16 protein-coding genes are annotated in these 17,509 nt (G+C 71.4%); 9 read left to right on the forward strand and 7 right to left on the reverse strand.

Going from position 1 to position 17,509, the window contains the following annotated elements; genetic code table 11:
• Nucleotides 1-194 precede the first annotated feature (194 nt).
• From ACZ7L9_RS29615 to ACZ7L9_RS29640, 6 genes are all read left to right on the forward strand, one after another.
• A complete protein-coding gene (locus ACZ7L9_RS29615; RefSeq protein WP_471419931.1) occupies nucleotides 195-1,043 on the forward strand; it encodes a tryptophan 2,3-dioxygenase family protein in 849 nt (282 codons plus the stop codon).
• Entirely contained in the window at nucleotides 1,036-2,226 is a 1,191-nt protein-coding gene (gene kynU, locus ACZ7L9_RS29620; RefSeq protein WP_471419932.1) for a kynureninase, read from the forward strand. The genes ACZ7L9_RS29615 and kynU overlap by 8 nt, the downstream gene beginning before the upstream one ends.
• A 119-nt stretch (nucleotides 2,227-2,345) precedes the next feature.
• Nucleotides 2,346-3,221 (forward strand): alpha/beta hydrolase family protein, encoded by an 876-nt coding sequence (locus ACZ7L9_RS29625; protein WP_471419934.1) that lies wholly within the window; start codon nucleotides 2,346-2,348, stop codon nucleotides 3,219-3,221.
• A gap of 105 nt (nucleotides 3,222-3,326) precedes the next feature.
• Nucleotides 3,327-4,679: a sensor histidine kinase gene (locus tag ACZ7L9_RS29630; RefSeq protein WP_471419936.1), complete on the forward strand. Its 1,353-nt coding sequence runs from the start codon at nucleotides 3,327-3,329 to the stop codon at nucleotides 4,677-4,679.
• Complete coding sequence (locus ACZ7L9_RS29635) at nucleotides 4,676-5,365, forward strand: response regulator (protein ID WP_471419938.1); 690 nt, start codon at nucleotides 4,676-4,678, stop codon at nucleotides 5,363-5,365. The genes ACZ7L9_RS29630 and ACZ7L9_RS29635 overlap by 4 nt, the downstream gene beginning before the upstream one ends.
• A 96-nt stretch (nucleotides 5,366-5,461) precedes the next feature.
• Nucleotides 5,462-6,709, forward strand: coding sequence for a cytochrome P450 (locus ACZ7L9_RS29640; RefSeq protein ID WP_471419940.1), 1,248 nt, complete (start codon nucleotides 5,462-5,464; stop codon nucleotides 6,707-6,709).
• Nucleotides 6,710-6,797: 88 nt separating this feature from the next.
• Here ACZ7L9_RS29640 and ACZ7L9_RS29645 read toward each other — a convergent pair whose 3' ends face one another.
• From ACZ7L9_RS29645 to ACZ7L9_RS29655, 3 genes are all read right to left on the reverse strand, one after another.
• Complete coding sequence (locus tag ACZ7L9_RS29645) at nucleotides 6,798-7,091, reverse strand: hypothetical protein (protein WP_471419941.1); 294 nt, start codon at nucleotides 7,089-7,091, stop codon at nucleotides 6,798-6,800.
• Nucleotides 7,092-7,231: 140 nt separating this feature from the next.
• Nucleotides 7,232-8,878, reverse strand: coding sequence for an ABC transporter permease (locus ACZ7L9_RS29650; RefSeq protein ID WP_471419943.1), 1,647 nt, complete (start codon nucleotides 8,876-8,878; stop codon nucleotides 7,232-7,234).
• Complete coding sequence (locus tag ACZ7L9_RS29655) at nucleotides 8,875-9,798, reverse strand: ABC transporter ATP-binding protein (protein WP_471419945.1); 924 nt, start codon at nucleotides 9,796-9,798, stop codon at nucleotides 8,875-8,877. The genes ACZ7L9_RS29650 and ACZ7L9_RS29655 overlap by 4 nt, the downstream gene beginning before the upstream one ends.
• A gap of 101 nt (nucleotides 9,799-9,899) precedes the next feature.
• Here ACZ7L9_RS29655 and ACZ7L9_RS29660 point away from each other — a divergent pair, with 101 nt between their 5' ends.
• Nucleotides 9,900-10,424, forward strand: a complete 525-nt coding sequence (locus tag ACZ7L9_RS29660) for a GbsR/MarR family transcriptional regulator (protein WP_471419947.1) — start codon at nucleotides 9,900-9,902, stop codon at nucleotides 10,422-10,424.
• A 102-nt stretch (nucleotides 10,425-10,526) separates the two neighbouring features.
• On the opposite strand, the gene ACZ7L9_RS29665 is transcribed toward ACZ7L9_RS29660, so the two are convergent.
• The 3 genes from ACZ7L9_RS29665 to ACZ7L9_RS29675 all read right to left on the reverse strand — a co-directional run bounded on the left by ACZ7L9_RS29665 (nucleotide 10,527) and on the right by ACZ7L9_RS29675 (nucleotide 13,446).
• A complete protein-coding gene (locus tag ACZ7L9_RS29665; protein WP_471419949.1) occupies nucleotides 10,527-11,276 on the reverse strand; it encodes a hypothetical protein in 750 nt (249 codons plus the stop codon).
• Entirely contained in the window at nucleotides 11,225-12,526 is a 1,302-nt protein-coding gene (locus ACZ7L9_RS29670; protein ID WP_471419950.1) for a hypothetical protein, read from the reverse strand. Before ACZ7L9_RS29670 ends, ACZ7L9_RS29665 begins: the two co-directional genes overlap by 52 nt.
• Before the next feature lie 62 nt (nucleotides 12,527-12,588).
• The gene (locus ACZ7L9_RS29675) at nucleotides 12,589-13,446 is read right to left on the reverse strand and encodes a diacylglycerol kinase family protein (protein WP_471419952.1); all 858 of its coding nucleotides are present in this window, start codon (nucleotides 13,444-13,446) and stop codon (nucleotides 12,589-12,591) included.
• 186 nt (nucleotides 13,447-13,632) lie between these two features.
• On the opposite strand from ACZ7L9_RS29675, the gene ACZ7L9_RS29680 reads away from it, so the two are divergent.
• Both ACZ7L9_RS29680 and dnaN read left to right on the forward strand, forming a co-directional pair.
• Nucleotides 13,633-14,916: an adenylosuccinate synthase gene (locus ACZ7L9_RS29680; RefSeq protein WP_471419953.1), complete on the forward strand. Its 1,284-nt coding sequence runs from the start codon at nucleotides 13,633-13,635 to the stop codon at nucleotides 14,914-14,916.
• A gap of 402 nt (nucleotides 14,917-15,318) precedes the next feature.
• Entirely contained in the window at nucleotides 15,319-16,446 is a 1,128-nt protein-coding gene (gene dnaN / locus ACZ7L9_RS29685) for a DNA polymerase III subunit beta (protein ID WP_471419955.1), read from the forward strand.
• Nucleotides 16,447-16,486: 40 nt separating this feature from the next.
• Here dnaN and ACZ7L9_RS29690 read toward each other — a convergent pair whose 3' ends face one another.
• Nucleotides 16,487-17,179, reverse strand: coding sequence for a pyridoxamine 5'-phosphate oxidase family protein (locus ACZ7L9_RS29690; protein WP_471419957.1), 693 nt, complete (start codon nucleotides 17,177-17,179; stop codon nucleotides 16,487-16,489).
• Nucleotides 17,180-17,509: the final 330 nt, after the last annotated feature.

The raw sequence follows: 17,509 nt of genomic DNA on the forward strand, positions 1-17,509 counted from the left end.
TTCACCGCTGGACGTTCACAGCCGGTCGTATCCGGCCGGTCGCACACATACCGGACCCCGCAGACAGAGCCCCACGTCTGCGGGGTCTGCGCACTCCCGCGGGCCCCGTCTAGGATGCCGACAGGGGACCGGAGCTCCACCACCTCACGGAAGGGGCGGACCGCTACCCGGAAGCTCGTGTCGAGGAGACAGCAATGTCGACGATCCACCCCGACCCCGAAGCCACCGGTGCGCAGACCCCGCACCTCGACTTCGCGGGAACGACTCCGTACGAGGACTACGTCCAGGCGGATGTCCTGACCCATCTCCAGCACCCTCGCTCCGACGACCCGGGCGAAATGGTCTTCCTGGTCACCACCCAGGTCATGGAGCTGTGGTTCACCGTCATCGTCCACGAGTGGGAGACCGCAGCGCACGCCCTGCGCGAGGACCGGCTGACCGTCGCACGCGACGCGCTCAAGCGGTCGGTGCGGGAACTGGAGGCGCTCAACGCCTCCTGGACGCCGCTCGCCCAGCTCACCCCCGCCCAGTTCAACTCCTACCGCGCCGCCCTCGGCGAGGGCTCCGGCTTCCAGTCGGCGATGTACCGGCGGATGGAGTTCCTGCTCGGCGACAAGTCCGCGTCCATGCTCGTGCCGCATCGGGGCGCGCCCCGCGTCCACGCCGAGCTGGAGAAGGCACTGGCCGAGCCGAGCCTGTACGACGAGGCGCTCGCCCTGCTCGCCCGGCGCGGCCACCCCGTACCGCAGGCCGTGCTCGGCCGGGACCTCACGCAGAAGTACAAACCGTCCCCCGAGGTCGAGGCGGTCTGGGCGGCGATCTACGCCAACCCCGACCAGCACGACGAACTGGTCAGGCTCGGCGAGGCGCTCACCGACGTCGGTGAACTTGTGTGGCGCTGGCGCAACGACCATCTCGTCGCCACCCGTCGCGCGATGGGTTCGAAGACCGGTACCGGCGGTTCCGCCGGGGTCGCGTGGCTGGAGAAACGGGCTGCGAAGAACGTCTTCCCCGAGCTGTGGACGGCGCGCAGCCATGTCTGAGACCTTCGCCGCGCGGGCCGCGGCACTCGACGCCGCCGACCGGCTCGCCGATCTGCGCAAGCTGTTCACCCTCGACGACACCGTCTACCTCGACGGCAACTCGCTGGGCGCACTGCCCGCCCACGTACCCGCCCGGGTGCAGGAGGTCCTCACCCGGGAGTGGGGCGAGCTGCGCATCCGGTCCTGGGACGAGAGCGGCTGGTGGACCGCGCCCGAGCGGATCGGCGACCGGATCGCCCCGCTCGTCGGCGCCGCCGCCGGGCAGATCGTCGTCGGCGACTCCACGAGCGTGAACGTCTTCAAGGCCGTCGTCGCCGCGAGCCGGCTGGCGACGGATGCCCGGGACGAGATCCTCGTGGACGCGACGACATTTCCCACGGACGGATACATCGCCGCATCCGCGGCCCGGATGACCGGCCACCGGCTCGTCCCGGTCGCCCCCGCGGACGTACCGGACGCCCTCGGTCCGCGTACCGCCGCCGTCCTGCTCAACCATGTCGACTACCGCACCGGCAGGCTCCACGACCTGCCCGGACTCACCGCCGCCGTGCACGCGGCGGGTGCCCTCGCCGTCTGGGACCTGTGCCACAGCGCGGGCGCCCTGCCCGTCGGCCTCGACGCGCACGGCGTGGACCTCGCGATCGGCTGCACGTACAAGTACCTGAACGGCGGCCCCGGCTCGCCCGCCTACCTGTACGTCGCCGAGCGCCACCAGGCGGCCTTCGACTCACCCCTGCCGGGGTGGACGTCGCACGCCGACCCGTTCGGCATGACACCCGGGTACGCCCCGGCGGACGGCGCCGTGCGGGGCCGGGTCGGCACCCCCGACATCCTGTCCATGCTGGCACTCGAAGCGTCGCTGGACGTGTGGAACGGGGTGTCGGTCGACGCGGTACGGGCCAAGTCCCTGGCGCTGACGGACTTCTTCCTGGAGTGCGTCGCCGCCTACGTGCCCGAGGGCCGGGTCACCTCCCTCACCCCGACCGCGCACGCGGAGCGCGGCAGCCAGGTCGCGCTGCGGTGCGAGGACGCGGAGCCGGTGATGAGCGCGCTCATCGCACAGGGCGTCGTCGGGGATCTGCGGCGGCCGGACGTGCTGCGGTTCGGGTTCACCCCGCTGTACGTGGGGTTCGCGGACGTGGAGCGGGCGGCGCGGGTGCTGGGCGAGGTGCTGCCTGCCTGATCCTTCGGCGGGGACGGGAACCTTCCGTACTGGTACCGTCCCCGCAGATCAGGCCAGTTGGGCCGGTGGGCTGTTGGATTGTTGGGCTGTCGGCCCGGATACAGGACGGTTGGAGCACCATGTCGGATTCTGCCGCGCGTGATCGTGACGCAGCCGAGACCGAGTCGGCCCTCTCGCATCCACCGGTCGCCCCCGATGCGTCCGCCGCCTACGGCAACCATCCCGACCAGGTGATCGACTTCTACGCCCCGCGTGACGGCCGGGCCGGTGCGCCGGTCGTGGTCGTCGTGCACGGTGGCGCGTGGCGGGCGCCGTACGACCGGCAGCACGTGTCGCCGTTCGCGGACTTCCTGGCCCGGCGCGGCTTCGCCGTGGCCAGTGTCGAGTACCGGCGGGGCAGCGAGATCCCGCAGCAGCGGGGTTCCGGTCCGGTCGCGGGCCGTTGGCCGGAGACCTTCGACGATGTCGCCGCGGCGATGGACGCGCTGCCGGCGCTGCTGGCCCGGGAGCTCCCGGAGGCCGATGCCCGGCGGATCGTCGTCACCGGGCACTCCGCGGGCGCGCAGCTGGCTCTGTGGGCCGCCGCCCGGCACGTACTGCCCGAAGGCTCGCCCTGGCGGCTGCCCGCACCGCCGCCGCTGCGGGGCGTCGTCGCCCTCGCGCCGATCGCCGACTTCACCACCGCTGTCGAGCTGGACGTGTGCTCGGGGGCGATCGGCCAGTTCCTCGGCCGCGAGGAGGACTTCGAGGAGCGGGCCGCGCACGCGGACCCGGCCGTGCTGCTGCCCACCGGCATCGCGACCACGGTGGTACAGGGCACCACCGACCTCGATGTGCCGCAGGCCGTCGCGGAGGCGTTCGTCGACGCGGCGGCGAAGGCGGGCGAGACGGTGGGCCTGACCCTGCTGCCCGACGTCGGCCACTACCCGCTGATCGATCCGGCGAGCGACGCATGCGCGGTGGTGGCGGAGGAGCTCGCCCAGCTCGCCTGGTGAGCGGGCGGTCCGGCGCCGGTGCGGCCCCGTAGTACTTGCGACGGACGGCGCAGGATCCGTATCGCTGCTGACGACCCGGGCCGATCCGGCCCCTACCTTGGAAACGTGACCGAGACCAAGAGCAGAAGCCCAGAGTTCCGAGTGGCCGCAGGGGCGTTGCACGGCCTGCGGCAGGACCTTTTCCGCAACGCCTTCGCCTACCGTCCGCTGGAGCGGATGCGGACCGACGGGCCGCTGCTGCGGCAGTTGCCGGAGCGGATGCGTGAGCGTGCCGCCTGGACGCCCCACGCGCTGGTCGGGGCCGCCGCGTTGCTCACGGCCTTCGTGGGCCTCGTCTCGGCGGACTCCTTCGCTCTGCGCTTCGCGGTCGACCTCATCCTGATCGTGCTGCTCCCTGTGATCTCCGTACTGATGACGCTGGTCAGGCCGGTCGGCGCGTTCTGGATGTCGATGGCGCTCACTCCGTTCGCGGCGGTCGCCAGCGGTGGCTACTGGCCCTGGACGCCGAGCACCTTCCTCTCGCATCTGACGGTGCTGGTCGTGGTCGCGGCCCGGACCCGGCCTCGTACCGCCGCCTGGATGTGGGGCTTCACCTTGGTGTTCGGCACCACGCTGGAGAACTTCGGCGGCTGGCGCCCCACCTCGACGACCTCCGCCTTTGCCATTGCCTCCGCGTTCGCGCTGCTGGTGGTGGCCGTGGTGCAGATCCGTCGCGACGCGGAGCGCGAGGTGACCGTCCAGCGCACGGTGACGGCCGTCGAACGCGACCGGCGCACACTGCTCGAGGAGCGCACCACCATCGCCCGTGAGCTGCACGATGTGGTCGCCCACCACATGTCGGTCGTCGCGATCCAGGCCGAGGCCGCCCCGTACCGGGTGGAGAATCCGCCGCCCGAGCTGGAGCAGGCCTTCGTCACGATCCGGGAGAACGCGGTCGCCGCCCTCACCGAACTGCGCCGGGTCCTCGGCGTCGTACGGGCCGAGGACTACCAGGCGCCCGACGCCCCGCAGCCGACCCTCGCCCAGCTCGACGGGCTCCTCGCCAATGTCCGCGAGGCCGGCCTGGAGACGGAGAAGACGGTCACCGGCGCGATACGTGAACTGCCGCAGGGCGTCGAGCTGTCGGCGTACCGGATCATTCAGGAGGCCCTCAGCAACACATTGCGGCACGCACCGGGCGCCACCGCCAAGGTGGAGATCGGCTATGTGCTGAGCGGACTCGGTCTGCGGGTCGTCAACGGGCCGCCGACCGGTCCGGTGAAGCCCTCGCCGGGGGCCGGCCACGGGATCACGGGGATGCGGGAGCGGGTCGCGATGCTGGACGGCGACATGACGGCCGAGTCGACGGCGGAGGGCGGTTACGAGATCACCGTGTTCATCCCCGTCCAGCCGGCCCGCGATACGGACGAGTCGTACGAGTCGTACGAGTCGCACAAGGTGCAGGTGGAGCAGGCATGACCTCCTCCTCCTTCACCTCCGCCGCCCCGTCCATCCGGGTGCTGATCGTCGACGACCAGATGATGGTCCGCGAGGGGTTCTCGGTGCTGCTCAACGCCATGCCGGGGATCGAGGTCGTCGGCGAGGCCGTCGACGGCCGGCAGGCCATCGCGCAGGTCGCGGCCCTGCGCCCCGACGTGGTGCTGATGGACATCCGGATGCCGGAACTCAACGGCATCGAGGCCACCCGCGAGATCGTCGCCGCCGACGCGGACGCCAAGGTGCTGGTGCTGACCACCTTCGACCTGGACGAGTACGTGTACCAGGCGCTGCGGGCCGGGGCGTCCGGCTTCCTGCTCAAGGATGCCTCCGCCCGTCAACTCGCCGACGGGGTACGGGTGGTGGCCGCCGGTGAGGCGCTGCTCGCCCCGACCGTCACCAAGCGGCTGATCAACGAGTTCTCCAAGCTCGCCGAGGTTCCGCGACCGCCCGCCTCGGCCCGGGTCGGCGACCTCACGGAGCGCGAGACGGAGGTGCTCGTGCTCATCGCCCAGGGCCGGTCCAACGCGGAGATCGCGTCGCATCTCGTGGTCGCCGAGTCCACCATCAAGACGCATGTGAGCCGCATCCTGGTGAAGCTGGGGCTACGTGACCGCACGCAGGCGGCAGTCTTCGCGTACGAGGCCCGGCTGGTCACACCTTCCTGAGCCGAGCCGAGCGGAGCGGAGCGGAGCCGATGCGGGCGGTGGTTGGCCGCCCGGGGACGGTGGTCGGCGGCCGTCCCGTCCGGTTAGCGTCCGTACATGTACCCGTCTTCCCGTACCGCGGCCGATGGCTCCTTCGAACCTTTCCAACCCTTCGATCCCTGGTCGCCGGCGTTCGTCGCCGACCCGTACCCCGCCTACGCCGGGCTGCGGGCCACCGGCCGGGTGCACTACTTCGAGCCCACCGACCAGTGGCTCGTACCGCACCACTTCGACGTGTCCGCCCTGCTGCGCGACCGCCGCCTGGGCCGTACGTACCTGCACCGCTTCACCCACGAGGAGTTCGGCCGTACGCCGCCGCCTGCCGAGCACGAGCCTTTCCACACCCTCAACGGGCAGGGGCTCCTCGACCTGGAGGCCCCCGACCACACCCGGATCCGGCGCCTGATCTCCAAGGCGTTCACCCCGCGTACGGTCGAGCAGCTCGTCCCGACCGTGCGACGGCTCGCCGCCGAGCTGGTCGACTCGTTCGTCGAGGCGGGCGGCGGCGATCTGCTCACGTCGGTCGCCGAGCCGCTGCCCGTCGCCGTCATCGCCGAGATGCTCGGCATCCCGGAGTCCGACCGCGCCCCGCTGCGGCCCTGGTCGGCGGCGATCTGCGGCATGTACGAACTCAACCCGTCCGACGACACCGCCCGCTCCGCCGTCCGCGCCTCGCTCGACTTCTCCGCGTATCTGCGCGAGCTGATCAAGGAGCGGCGCAAGAACCCCGGTACGGATCTGATCTCCGCACTCATCGCCGCCCACGACGAGGGGGAGCGGCTGAGCGAACAGGAGATGATCTCCACCTGCGTGCTGCTGCTCAACGCGGGCCACGAGGCGACCGTCAACACCACGGTGAACGGCTGGTGGGCCCTGCTGCGCCACCCCGGGCAACTGGCCGCCCTGCGCGCCGACCACGGGCTGCTGCCGACGGCGATCGAGGAGCTGATGCGGTACGACACCCCGCTCCAGCTCTTCGAGCGCTGGGTCCTCGACGACATCGAGATCGACGGCACGGTCATTCCGCGCGGCTCCGAGGTCGCCCTCCTCTTCGGCTCCGCCAACCGCGACCCGGCCCGCTTCCCGGCCCCCGACACCCTGGACCTGGCCCGCCAGGAGAACCCGCACGTCGCCTTCGGCGCAGGCATCCACTTCTGCCTGGGCGCCCCGCTGGCCCGGGTCGAACTTGCCGCCTCATTCGGTGAGTTGCTGCGTCGTGCCCCGAATCTGTGCCTGACGGCCGAGCCCGAGTGGAACCCGGGCTATGTGATCAGGGGCCTGAAGGAACTGCGCGTCGAGCTGTGACGGAGCGAGCGGGGGCGAAGGGAGGAGTGAGGACGAAGGGAGGAGGGAGAACGGGGGAAAGGGACGGGGGGACAGACGGGGCCCGGACTCAGCACGGCGCCCCCGGATCGCAGTTCAGCGGCGGGCCCGCCAGTACGTCGAACGCGACCCCGAAGCCGACGAGGGCCGTGAGGAGCACCCCCGCCCCGAGCGCCTGCCGCCACTTTCCCCGGACGAGGGCGAAGAGGGTGATTCCGGCAGCGATGCCGCCGAGAGTCATGACCGGCAGCCCGAGCCAGAGCACATTCCACTCCGACTCCCCCTCGAAGCCGCCGAAGATGCCGCGTCGGCCGTAGGGGGCCCAGGTCAGCATCCCCGCGGCCCCACCGGCGGCGGCGACCACGCATCCGGCGACTCCTCGGATGGCTTCGCGTCGGTTCCCCATGATCTGGGGGACGCGTGCGCACCACGGGAAGGTTGCACTTCCGGGGGAGCCCCGCGCTCATCCCGAGACCGCCCTTCCCGCCGCCTTCTCTGCCCCTGTCACGTGAGGACATCGCGTCTCCGCAGCGCCGTCAACCCTGCCCCCACCAGCACCACCGCAGCCGCGGTGAGTGCCAGCACAGGCCCCCACTCCATTCCCGCGCCTCCTGGCAGCTTCGGCAGATGCGTGAAGGGGGATACGTCCATCACCGGCTGCGGCAGATCGATCGCGGGCCCGATCCACCCCAGCGCCAGGCATATCCCGGCCACGCCCCAGGACGCCACCGCCGCCTTCGGGAGCGCCCCGTACAGCAGGACCGCCATCCCGCCCAGCAACCAGACCGCGGGCAACTGCACCATCGACGCACCCAGCACGGCCGGGAGTTCATGTCCGTAACCGGCGGCCAGGCCGAGGCCGCCGACCGCCATGATCAGAGCCGCGCCGCCGAACGCGATGACCAGGTGACCGGCCGCCCACCCGATCCGGCCGACCCCGCCCGCCAGCACCGGTTCGGCGCGCCCGGCCGTCTCCTCGCCGTGCAGCCGCAGCACCGAGGCGACGATGTACAGCGCCGCGACCATCCCGAGCATGGAGACCATCGCCGCGAGGAACGCGTCGGTCAGACCGGCCTGTCCGCCCATCCGCTCGAAGATCTCCTTCGTCTTCGCGTTGTCGCCGACGAGGTCCGCCGCCCTGCCGGTCAGCCCGCCGAAGACGACACCGACCGCGGCGAAGGACAGCGTCCAGCCGATCAGCGCACCGCGCTGGAGCCGCAGCGCCAGACCGAACGCCGTGGAGATCCGCCCCTGCGCCGGCCCGGGCCGGGTCGCCAGGAAGCTCATGCCGACATCACGCCGCCCGGTCAGGAAGTAGGCGAGGGTGGCCTGGACGGCGACCGCGGCGGCGATGACCAGCAGCACCCACCAGCGTTCGTCCGCGTACGCGCGCACGTTCTCCGCCCAGCCGATGGGGGAGAGCCAGGTCAGCACGGACGAGCCGTCGTCCGTCGCCGAGTCGCCCGCCGCCTTCAGGACGAACGCGGCACCGATCACCGCCGCCGTGAGCCCCTTCGCGAGCCGTGCGCTCTCGGTGAACTGCGCGGTGATCGCTGCGGTGCAGGCGAACAGCACACCGATCCCGGCGACCGCCAGGGCGAGCGCCATCGCTCCGGCGCCGCCCGCGCCGGACCCGGCCATACCGGCCGCGATCACCAACGCCAGCGCGGCGTTGGCGATCAGCGCGGCTAGGAGCGCGGAGGTCAGCGGGGCGCGGCGCCCCACCATCGCGGAGGAGAGCATTTCCTGACGGCCGGTCTCCTCTTCCTCCCGGGTGTGCCGGATGACGACGATCATGCTCATCACGGCCGCCATCGCTCCACCGAAGCCGACCATCCGCCAGCTGACGAGCCCACCGACGGAGTCGTTGAAGACCGGCCCGTACAGCGCGCGGAGCGAGCTGTTGGCGTTCATCGACGCGGCGAGTTCGGCGCGCCCGGCGGCGGTGTCGTACAGCGAGGCGAAGGACCTGCCGACGGAGGAGAAGGAACCGCCGAGCACGATCACCCAGATCGGCATCATGATCCGGTCCCGCCGCAACGCGAGCCTCAGCAGGGTCCAGGTACCGGCGAGCCGGCCCGCCCCGGCCCTGGCCCCGGCTCCGGTCGGGCGTCCCGCCCCGGCCGGTGCGGTCGTGGTCACGGCAGTCATCGCGTCGCCACCCCCACCCTCTCGCCGCTGTCGCCCGCGTCGGCCGCGTAGTGGCGCAGAAAGAGCTCCTCCAGGGTGGGCGGGGTGCTGGTCAGCGTCCGTACACCCGATGCGGAGAGCGACTTGAGGACGGTGTCCAGCTTGTCGGTGTCGACCTGGAGCGTGACCCGCAGGCCCTGGATGTCGAGGTCATGGACGCCGGGCAGCCGCGCGAGCCCGTTGGGCGCACCGGCCAGCTCGGCGGTGATGTTCGTACGGGTCAGGTGGCGCATGTCCGCCAGCGAACCGGTCTCCACCGTCCGCCCCTGGCGGATGATGCTGACCCGGTCGCAGAGCGATTCGACCTCGCTGAGGATGTGGCTGGACAGCAGGATCGTCCGCCCGCGCGCCCGCTCCTCGGCGACGCAGCTTTGGAAGACCTCCTCCATCAGCGGATCGAGCCCGCTCGTCGGCTCGTCGAGGATCAGCAGATCCACATCGGAGGCGAACGCGGCGACGAGGGCGACCTTCTGCCGGTTGCCCTTGGAGTACGTACGCCCTTTCTTCGTCGGATCGAGCTCGAACCGCTCGACGAGGTCGGCGCGCCGGGCCGGGTCGAGGCCGCCGCGCAGCCGCCCGTACAGGTCGATCACCTCGCCGCCGGAGAGGTTGCGCCACAGCGTGACGTCACCCGGGACGTACGCCACGCGTCTGTGGAGCTCCACCGCGTCGATCCAGGGGTCGCGGCCGAGCAGTTGGGCGGCGCCTGAGTCGGCCCGCAGCAGACCCAGCAGCACCCGGATGGTGGTGGACTTCCCGGACCCGTTGGGTCCGAGAAAGCCGTGGACCTCGCCGGTCTCTACGGTGAGGTCGAGGCCGTCCAGTGCGTGTGTCCGGCCGAAGGATTTGTGCAGCCCGGCCACTGTGATTGCCTTCGTCATGTTTCTGAAGGTACGTTACGTTCACAAATTTGTGAAGTTAAGGAAGCGTATAAAGTTGGAGACACGGCGGGGGGCCGGGAATCAGGGGAGACGATCGGGCGATGACCAGCGAAACCGAACAGAACACGCGTGATGAGCGCGACGCGGAGGCCGTGTCGCGGTTCGTGGAGCGGTTCGCGTCCGAGATGACCGAGGCGGGTATGCAGCGGATGGCGTCCCGTGTCTTCGCCGCGCTCCTCGCGGACGACGGCGGGTCGATGACCTCCGCCGAGCTCGCCATGGCGCTGCAGATCAGCCCGGCGGCCGTGTCCGGCGCGGTCAATTACCTCACCCAGGTGAGCATGGTCGGCCGCGAACGCGACCCGGGCTCGCGCCGTGACCGTTACCGCCTGCACAACGAGGTCTGGTACACCACCTTCGCCAGCCGCGACCGGGTGCTCACCCGCTGGGAGAGCACGCTCAAGGAAGGCGCTCGCACCCTGGGCGAGCACACCCCGGCCGGCGCCCGGCTCGCCGAGACGGCGGCGTTCTTCGAGTTCGTGCAGGCGGAGCTGAGCGAGATGATGGACCGCTGGCGCGAGCACCGCAAGACGCTCGATCTCCCGACGGCGGGCGAGCGTAAGTGACGGCGGGCGAGCGTAAGTAAGGGCTGGGTCGCGCACATCCGAAGAGGCGTCGGCGGATGCCTGTCGCGCGGTGCGGATGCCTGTCGCGCCGGGCCGATGTCCTTACACCGGGCCGGGGGCCATGTCCGAGAGTGCGTCGAGAGTGCGGGGGTCGGACGGGTCGATGTCCACGTACACGTCCTGAGGCCAGTACGGGCGGCCCGCTATCCAGGCCACGACCAACGGCAGCCCGTCGGGCCGGCCGCGCAGTTCCGCAGTGCCGGTCGGCGCGGGCAGCCCGGCCCAGGGGCACTTGTCCGGCCCCGGCGGCAGAAGCCGCAGCAGCCCCTCCGGGAGAGCGTCGCCGTCGGCGACTTCGGGCATCGCACCGATCACTCCCTCGCCCACTCCCTCACTTGTTCCCTCACCCGTTCCTCCGTCCTTTCCGTCGCCCGCCCTCGCTGCCGGGAAGAGCACGAGCAGCGGTCCGGCAGCCGGGCGGGCCGCCTCGTACAGCAGGACGTATCGCCGGGGCCGAGGTTCCGGAGCGACAGCGGCACGGGCAAGCAGGCGCGCGAGCGGGATGCCCGAGCTGAACGTCCGCCAGGCGGCGTAGAGCCCCAGGGCCCCGCTCAGCACGGCGAGTCCCTGAAACAGGTCCGGGACCACATCGGTGCCCAGGACCCAGCACAGAAGGGCGACGATGCTCGCGTACCCAAGGGACCACGAGGTCCCCGCGGTTCCGGCGACCCGCCGCAACATGGGCACCCGCCACCAGGTGACCTCCTGCCCCACCCGCACATCGCCCACCGCCCGCGGCTTCACCGGGTCCGGGCCGCGCAGCCCGGCCTGCCGTTCCGCCGCTTCGGCCAACGCGGAATAGGTGACGGGCACGAGCGCGCGGGGCCGGGCTCCGCGTCGGGCGGGGCATCCGGTCCGGCGCCCGGCCCGGTGGCGGGTCCGTCACGTACCCACGGCCGGTCGGGCAGCGCGTGCGGCGGCAGCCTCCGGCTCCGCAACGGCCCCCGTACGACTAGCCGGACCACCCCGCCGACGGCCCCGAACGCGATCAGCGCCAGCCCGCTGAACCCGACCACGTCCGTCACCATGAAGGCCGGGGTGCCGCGCAGCTCCGAGTCGTACAGATCGCCCTTGAACGGCGGGTACGACACGACGAAGCCGCTCTCGTAGCCCTCCACCGAGGCCCGGTACCGGGCGCAGTGGTACAGCCCCGTGCGTTCCCGCCCGTCGAACGGATCGGTCCACCGCACGGCACAGCGGCCGTCACCGCGTTCACCGACAACCGTCAGGTCGACGGACGGGGCGTCGTCGGACGCCACCGACCACCAGGTGGCGAGCGCCATGAGGAGGCAGCCGAGGACGAACACCCAGCGGAAGATCCCCCGCCACCAGGGTCGCCGCCTCCGCGCCGCCACCACTGTCGCCGGGACCGGCGCCTCCGCCGCCCTGACCACGCCCGCATCGCCCGTAGCACCCGTAGCACCCGTAGTGATCTGCGGCTGGCGCGGGGCCGGGCGCGTGCAGAGGCCGCTGACCTGCGGGCGGACCGCGATCGAACGGGCCCGGCGGCCCCGCACCGGCTTCGCCCAGATCAGTTCCGTACCGCCGGGCGGCGCCAGCACACCTCCCTTGCGGGGATCGCCGCACCACCACAGCACCCCGCCGGGGCCGTTCAGCAGCGGGAAGCGCCACTGCGGCGTCGACGGGGCCAGCGGAAGCAGCTCGCCCGTTCCGGGCCCGCTCAGCACCACGGCGGCCCCGCTGCTGCCGCGCTGTAGGGCGACCGAGGAGTGGGCCACCCACGGCCCGGCGCCGAGCACTCGCCGCATCCGCCGGGCCCGGTGCCTCACCACGGCCCCGCCCACCAGCAACGCACCGCCGAGACCGCCGAGCGTCGGAAACACGGACCACCCGACGAGGAACACAGCGGGGAACACCGCCGAGCACACCCCCGCCGCGCCGCCGCCGAACCAGTGCCAGGCCGAGGTCCGGTACCGCTCCAGCGCGTCCCTCGTCCCCGGCAGGTCCAGCGCGACCGGACGCGCCCGCACCGCCCCCGCGCCCGTCCCCGGTCTGTCCGCATCGCCCGAACCGTCCGACATCCGCAGCCCCACCCTTCCGTCTGGCCGCACCCGGCCGCGCCCGGCCTGCTCCGCGCCGGAGGCTACCCCTCGACCACCGGCAGCATCAGCCCCCAGGCGCCCGCCCGCACCTTCCACGTCCGCGTCCGGACCGGGCCGCCGACCTGTATGTCCGCGCGGTAGCGGAAGTCCGAGCCCGAGACCGTGACGGCCTTCGCCTCCGCCGTGACCGGGTCGGCCGACGGAGGGTGGATCACCACCTCCGCGAGGCCGCCGTCGCCGCCCTGCGAGGTGACCGTCACCGACTCGACCGGGCGGTCCAGATCGTTCAGCAGGACGCCGTCCGCCTCGATCCGCAGCCGGTGCGTGCGCGGCGGTGCGGGGGACGGGGGCGGGGCGGGGCGCACCAGGGTGCGGACCAGGGAGCGGCAGGTGTCCCAGACCGCCGTGACACCCGTACGGTCGGCCTCCGCGTCGGGCAGCGCGCTCAGGGCCGGGATGCGCACCGCGCCCAGGACGACGCCGTCGCTGTCGTCGACCAGCAGGTCGAGCTTGCGGACGGCACCGTCCAGCGCGGTGCGCGCCGCCGCCACCGCGCCCCGGGGCACGCCGAGCGAATGGGCGAGTTCCAGCGCGGCCGCGGCGCCGACCGGGATCAGCGCGAGCGCGTTCCCGGCCGGCTCCCGCTCCCGGTGCATGAGGGCCACCGCCCGCCGCAGCGCCCGGTCGTCGCCGACCACCACCGGCCGCCGACTCCCCCGGCGGGACAAGGCCCGCGCGAACTCCTCGGGCCCGTCGGGCAGGCAGATCTTGGCGTGCGAACCGGCACTGAGCACGTCCTTCGCGATGCGGACGGACTCGCCGTCGGTCCGGCGGGCTACCGGGTCGATGACCACCAGCAGCTGGTGCGCACCGTCGCCGGGGGGCTGGGCAGCCGACACCTCGGTCCTTCCTCGGGTAGCATCTTGGTGCAAGAGCCCCTTGCGCTATTGCGCCAGGGGCTTCGTCTATTCCGGGGCACCCGGTTCGACGGTTCAGGCCTTGTCGTACATCGTCGTACGGCATGTACGACGTTTACGTACGCCCCCTGACCTTGGACATGCCCCGCCCGGAAGGGGTGTACGCCTGTGCCCGCACTTGTGCTGCTCGGTGCTCAGTGGGGTGACGAGGGCAAGGGAAAGGCCACCGACCTGCTCGGTGGATCCGTGGACTATGTGGTGCGCTACCAAGGCGGCAACAATGCCGGCCACACGGTGGTGGTCGGTGACCAGAAGTACGCACTTCATCTCCTCCCCTCCGGAATCCTTTCGCCGGGGTGTACCCCGGTCATCGGAAACGGTGTCGTCGTCGACCCGGCCGTCCTGCTCTCCGAGCTGAGTGGGCTGAACGACCGCGGCGTGGACACGTCCAAGCTGCTGATCAGCGGCAATGCCCATTTGATCACCCCGTACAACGTCACGATCGACAAGGTGACGGAACGGTTCCTCGGGAAGCGCAAGATCGGTACGACGGGCCGCGGCATCGGCCCGACGTACGCCGACAAGATCAACCGTGTGGGCATCCGCGTCCAGGACCTCTACGACGAGTCGATCCTGGAGCAGAAGGTCGAGGCAGCCCTGGAGCAGAAGAACCAGCTCCTCGCCAAGGTCTTCAACCGGCGCGCGATCGAGTCCGGCAAGATCGTCGAGGAGATGCTCCAGTACGCGGAGCAGATCAAGCCGTACGTCGCCGACACGACGCTGGTCCTGAACAACGCCATCGACGCGGGCAAGGTCGTCCTCTTCGAGGGCGGTCAGGGCACGCTGCTCGACGTCGACCACGGCACGTACCCCTTCGTCACCTCGTCGAACCCGACCGCGGGCGGCGCCTGCACCGGTGCCGGCGTGGGCCCGACGAAGATCAGCCGGGTCATCGGCATCCTCAAGGCGTACACCACCCGCGTCGGCGCGGGCCCGTTCCCGACGGAACTGCTCGACGAGGACGGCGAGGCGCTGCGCCGGATCGGCGGCGAGCGTGGTGTCACCACCGGTCGCGACCGTCGCTGCGGCTGGTTCGACGCGGTCATCGCGCGGTATGCGACCCGGGTCAACGGTCTCACCGACTTCTTCCTCACCAAGCTGGACGTGCTGACCGGCTGGGAGCAGATCCCGGTGTGCGTCGCGTACGAGATCGACGGCAAGCGCGTCGAGGAACTCCCGTACAGCCAGACCGACTTCCACCACGCGAAGCCGGTCTACGAGATGCTGCCGGGCTGGTCCGAGGACATCACGAAGGCCAAGTCCTTCGACGATCTGCCGAAGAACGCGCAGGCGTACGTGAAGGCGCTGGAGGAAATGTCCGGCGCCCCGATCTCCGCGATCGGTGTCGGCCCCGGCCGCACCGAGACCATCGAGATCAACTCCTTCCTGTAAGGAGTCCCTGCGGATTCCTGTGAAGGAGTCCCCACGGGAGCGCGAACACGTGGTGAGGGCCGGGGCGGTGAGTCCCGGCCCTCACCATGTTCTTTTAAGCCCTCACAGTGGATCCGCAGCCCCTTCGGCGTCGCGCACAGGCTCAGCCCCCGTTCCGGTTCACCGGGCGGCGTAGGCCCCGTGGCATCCAGCGTCCGCAAGCCCAGCCACAGGTCGTGACGCGCACTCGGCGCCTGGAGCAGCGAGCGCTGAAGAGCCGATTCGGCTCACCGGGGTGGCCGCTGTCGTCGGTCGCAGCCGGTTCGCTTCTTCTCGCGTTGTCAGTGGCGGCCCCTAGGGTCGGATCACGATCAGGACCACGTTCGCGATCACGATCTGAGACGACCGGGAGAGGCCGCCGCCATGGAATTCCGTATGGAGCGCAGTGCACTGACCGACGCCGTGGCCTGGGCGGCCCGGGTGCTGCCCACGCGCTCGCCCGTTCCCGTGCTGGGCGGGCTGCTGCTGGAGGCGGCCGACGGGCGGCTGCGCATCTCGGGCCTCGATTACGAGGCATCCGCGTGCATCGAGGTGGAGGCGGAGACCGTACGGGCCGGGAAGGTGCTGGTCATGGGCCGCCGGCTGCTCGATGTCTGCCGGGTGCTTCCCGAGGGCGCGGTGGAGTGCGCGGTCGAGGGCTCGCGGTTCTCACTGGCCGGTGACAGCGCCCGGTTCGGGCTGTCGGTGCTGCCGTTCGATGACTATCCGGCGCTTCCGCCACTGCCGGAGGTGCTCGGTGCGGTGGACGCGGAGGAGTTCGCCGCGGCCGTCGCCCATGTCGCGGTGGCGGCCGGCCGGGACGACACGCTGCCGACCCTGACCGGTATCCGGCTGGCGCTCGACGGCGACACGATGACCCTCGCCGCGACGGACCGCTACCGGTTCGCCGTACGCACGCTCCCGTGGAAGCCCGGGCATGACGACGTCTCGGCCGATGTCGTGATCTCCGCCCGCAGGCTGACCGAGATCGCCCGCTCCTTCAGCCGGGTCGGAATGGTCCAACTCGCGCTGGACGCCGGCTCGGTCGGATTCGAACTGGCCGGGATGCGGACCACGGTGCGTCTGCTGGACGGCCGACTGCCGCGCCACGACAAGCTGTTCGCGATGGTGGACCCCGTCCACGCGGTCTTGGACCGGGCGCCCCTCGTCGAGGCCGTCAAGCGCGTCGCCGTGGTCGCGGAGGGAGGCAGTCCGCTCCACCTGACGTTCTCCGGCGACTCGGTACTGCTGCAGGCGGGTTACGAGGACGATGTCGCCTCCCAGCGTCTGCCTGCCGAGCTCGGGGGCACCGACGAGCTGACGGTCGCCTTCAACCCGTCGTATCTGATGGACGCCCTGGCCTCGTTCGAGGCACCCGTGGTCCGGTTCGATCTGCTGGGCCCCGGTCAGCGGGCGATGGTCACCGGATGGGCGTCCCGGGCGGACGCGGCGGAAGAGGCGGCGCGCCCGGTCCACCAGCATCTGCTGATGTCGGCCAGGCCGTTGGTCTAGCGCGGCCCGGATACCTCCCGGGTGCCCCCATGAGCTCCTCTCACTTCATTGCTGTGCGGGCGCGTCGGGCCAGATGGGCCGGGGCCTCGATGCCAGGGGGCAGCAGGGGGTCCGGTTGCAGCTCGCCCCAGGTCGTGTGCAGCGGCAGCACGCCTGCCCACACGCCGAGTTGCGCGTCCTCGCTGTCGCCGTCGTCCGGTGCCCCGGTACGTATCTTCACCGATGCCTCGTCCAGCGGCAGAGCGAGCAGGGATGTCGCGGCGAGTTCCTTGCGGCTGGGGCGGCGGGCGTAGTCCCACTGGCCGGGTGTCGCCTGCTCGGTCAGGCAGCGCAGGCCCGCGAGCTTCTCGTCCCGGTCGGTGATCAGACGAGGGGTGCCGAAGACCATGGCACTGCGGTAGTTGACGCCGTGCTCGAAGACCGACCGGGCCAGGACGAGGCCGTCGACGTGAGTGACGGTGACACAGACCGTCGCTTCGGGGGAGGCGACCAGGCTGCGGCTGGCGACGGAGCCGTGGAAGTAGAGGGTGGTGCCGTCGGCGCCGTAAACGGTGGGGACCACCAGGAGGTTTCCGTCGACGGTGACACCGAGATGGCAGACGAAGCCGGCCCCGAGGATCGCGTCGAGTACGTCGCGGTCGAGGCTCCCCTGCTCGCGGAGACGGCGGTGGCGGGTGCGTGCGGTCTCCGGCAACTGCCGGTCACGGGGCGGAACACTCACGGTGTCGGTCACGGGTTCGGGGCCTTTCGCTGTGTCGTGGCCGGCGGGCGGCCGGTGGCCGCATCGAGCAACTCGGGCTCGTTCAGGGTACGCAGGAGAACCCGGCCGAGCGCAGGCAGGACGATCAGAGGTTGCGAGGGCGGTCTGCAAGGAGGTGGCGTCGGCGACGGTACCGATGACCGGTCCGGCGATACCGCCGATGCTGACGGCCGGGCCCAGAGTGATGCCCTCCGCGGTGCCCACACGCCGGGGCAGGTAGTCCTGGCCGAGGGTGACGTGCAGGGAGAACGGCACGGGGCTGGACACCCGCCCGGCACCGCGCCGTCGGATGCGGATGAGATC

The sequence above is a fragment of the Streptomyces sp. NPDC111516 genome, from assembly GCF_055635345.1.